The following is a 3,112-nucleotide window of genomic DNA, read 5'->3' on the forward strand; positions in this document are numbered from 1 at the left end:
TCACAAAGAATTACGTCGATTGGTTTAACAATCGACGAATATCACAGAAAACAAAAGTCATGACTCCCTGCGAATACAGGGAACATGCCTTAGCAGTTTAAAAATATTCAATTTTGTCTAACTTTTGTGTTGCACTTTAAACCGCAGAATGTTTGACGACTTTTTTTATATTTTAGAGGAGGATCTGAATTTGTTTGAATGTGTGAATGTATTTAAATCAATTAAATCAAGTTAGCTACTTGCATTAAGATTGGCACAACAATTACGAACAAGACAGTTGATGTTGTAACAAGGTTAGTAGCGTAGTCAACATCACCATGTGATTGATCAACTAGAATAGGTAGGACAGCTAAACCAGGAGCAGCTGATTGAATGATGAATGAGTTTGATTCGATAGTTGGTAATGAAGTACCCATCATTGAACCACCAATAAGAATAATGCTAATCATGATTGCAGGAGCAACCACAAATCTACCTAATAGAGCTAGGATTGTATCACGGTCGAATCTGATTGATTTCAAACCTGCATCGGCTAAGATAATACCGATGTAGATCAATGACATTGGTGTAACGATACCACCGACCATGTCCAAAGTCTTGTTGATCCAGTCAGGAACTGGGATAGCAAGTAGTAAGAAAACAAGTGATACTAAGAAACCAACAAGTGGAGCAGGAAGTAATTTTTTCCAGTTAAAGTCTTTCTTAGCACCCTTTTCAACGGTTGGATCATCACTTGAGATGAAGAAGATACCAACAGCCCAAGTTGAAATTGTATTCATAACATAGTAGATAAGGAAGTAAGGTAAACTCTTAGTTCCAAATAAAGCCATGTTTAGAGGTAAACCGATAAAGATGGTATTAGCATTAACGAATATGTTAATGAAAGTACCACGACGGCCCTTTCTAATACGGAAGACCTTTGTTAAGATCCATGCAATGATGTAACCAATCGTGAAACTGGCGAAGGTAAAGATCAGTCCGCCGGACAAACTTGCTAATTTATCTCTGTTCAAATATTTAAGAACAGAGACGAAGATTGAAGCAGGTAAAGCAATTTTCATAATGATAAATGAAATATTGCCTTTAAATTCGTCGCCTAAACGTCCTGATCCTCTTAGCCAATACCCCAAAGCAATGACAAGAACGATTTCAGCAACACTTTCAAGTGAAGTGATAAATGCAGCCATGAATAAATTCCCCTTTATTTAACAAAAATTTTAATTAATATTTAGGTTCCCACTTAAGATCAGCAACTGCTTTTTTAGCGTCTGTAGCAGTTGTTAATTTTTCGTCAATAGCTTGTTGAGCAACACCATTGGCAACAGTCATACTGAACTTGTCTAGTTGTGAAACTGGAGGAAGAACAGCAGCACCAGGTTGTGTAGGATCAACGATACCACCCAATGAGTGAGCAGCTTTGTTGATCATGCCATCTGAAAGAATCTTAGCATTAACAGCCATAGAACCAAGACCAAGACCTGGGTAAACTAAAGCGTTATTTGCTTGACCGATATGATATGTAACACCATTGTATTCAACGGGTTCAACAGGAATACCAGTAGCAATAAGAGCCTTGCCATCAGTCCATTTCAAAAGGTCTTCAGCCTTAGCTTCAGCAAGCTTTGTAGGATTTGACAATGGGAAGATAATTGGACGTTCTGTATGAGCGGACATTTCCTTGATAACAGCTTCTGTAAAGGTACCAGGTTGTGTTGAAGTACCAACAAGAATAGTAGGGTGAACAGCTTTAACAACAGCTTCTAAGTTTGTTAATTCATCAGCATTAGCAAATTCACTACGTTTTCTTGTAAATGGCTTTTGTTCTGGTGTTAAATCTTCAGTATCATCGAACAAAAGACCTTGTTTGTCGACTAGGTAGAAATGTTTTCTAGCTTCATCTTCAGAAAGTCCTTCTTCAACCATTGCATCGAAGATTCTCTTAGTAATACCAGCACCGGCAGTACCAGCACCAAATGATAGATAAACTTGATCTGTAAGTTTTTCCTTGGAAATATTCAAAGCACCAAGAATACCAGCAAGAGTAATAATACCTGTACCTTGAATGTCATCATTGAAGGTAAGAATATTATCTTTGTACTTATTTAAGATGTTAGCAGCATTGCTACGGCCAAAGTCTTCAAAGTGAAGATACATATCAGGGAATAAGTTTTCAGCAGTTTCAACAAATTTGTCAACGAAGTTGTAGTACTTGTCGCCAGTAACACGTTCGTGATGATTACCCATGTATAGATCATCAGCTAATAATTCTTTTCTGTTTGTACCTACATCAAGGACAACAGGAAGAACTGATTTAGGATCAACACCAGCAGCAGCTGTGTAAACCATTAATTTACCAACAGAGATGTCAACACCTTGAACACCCCAGTCACCAATACCAAGGATACCCTCACCATCAGTAACAACGATTAACTTGATATCGCGACCAGCAGATGCATTCTTCAATGATGCTTCAATATCATCTTGATCATCGATTGATAAGAAAGCGGCATTTTGTGGATCTAAGAAGAGGTGACTGTAGTTTTCAATTGTGTCAGCGATTGTTGGATCATAAACAACTGGCATAAATTCATTAACATGTTGACTGAATAACTTGTAGAATAAAGTAACATTTTCATTGAAAAGATCCATCAAATACATTCTCTTAGCCAAGAATGTATCCTTATTAGAATAGTTTTCATAAGCTTGTTCGACTTGTTGATCCAAAGTTTGCACGAATGGTGGCAACAAACCTTCGATGTGATTTTCTTTTCTTTCTTCCTTAGTAAAGGCAGTACCTTTATTTAAGAAGTGATTGTTTAATAGATCTAAACCCTCATATTTCATAAAATGATTCCTCCTAATTTAATTTTCTAACCATAATCACATTATAATAAAAAGTATGATTTGTTATATCAATATATATAAACATAATTTTCATATGTTGAATTTATAGAAAATATTAACTTAGCATATTTTTTTTTATATATTGTTTTCTTAACTAACTTTTAAGGAGTATCATAGACCATAATAAAAAATATAGTCAAATATATTAACTTGGTAGATTGCAAATTTAATCCGAATTTTTTGACAAATTGGTCAGCATGACCTGATA

At 35.6% G+C, this 3,112-nt stretch carries 3 protein-coding genes; 1 reads left to right on the top strand and 2 read right to left on the bottom strand.

From position 1 onward, the window contains the following. A partial coding sequence (locus FD20_RS14045; protein ID WP_157060937.1) for an IS3 family transposase occupies nucleotides 1-101 on the top strand: 101 nt, incomplete at its 5' end. Between the two features lie 120 nt (nucleotides 102-221). Here the strand turns inward: FD20_RS14045 and FD20_RS12300 are convergent. Continuing rightward, a complete protein-coding gene (locus FD20_RS12300; protein WP_003691075.1) occupies nucleotides 222-1,187 on the bottom strand; it encodes an AEC family transporter in 966 nt (321 codons plus the stop codon). A gap of 34 nt (nucleotides 1,188-1,221) precedes the next feature. Then, nucleotides 1,222-2,844, bottom strand: a complete 1,623-nt coding sequence (locus tag FD20_RS12305; RefSeq protein ID WP_057738884.1) for a malolactic enzyme — start codon at nucleotides 2,842-2,844, stop codon at nucleotides 1,222-1,224. Between the last annotated feature and the right edge of the window lie 268 nt (nucleotides 2,845-3,112).

Source organism: Liquorilactobacillus uvarum DSM 19971, assembly GCF_001434935.1.
Taxonomy (GTDB): domain Bacteria; phylum Bacillota; class Bacilli; order Lactobacillales; family Lactobacillaceae; genus Liquorilactobacillus; species Liquorilactobacillus uvarum.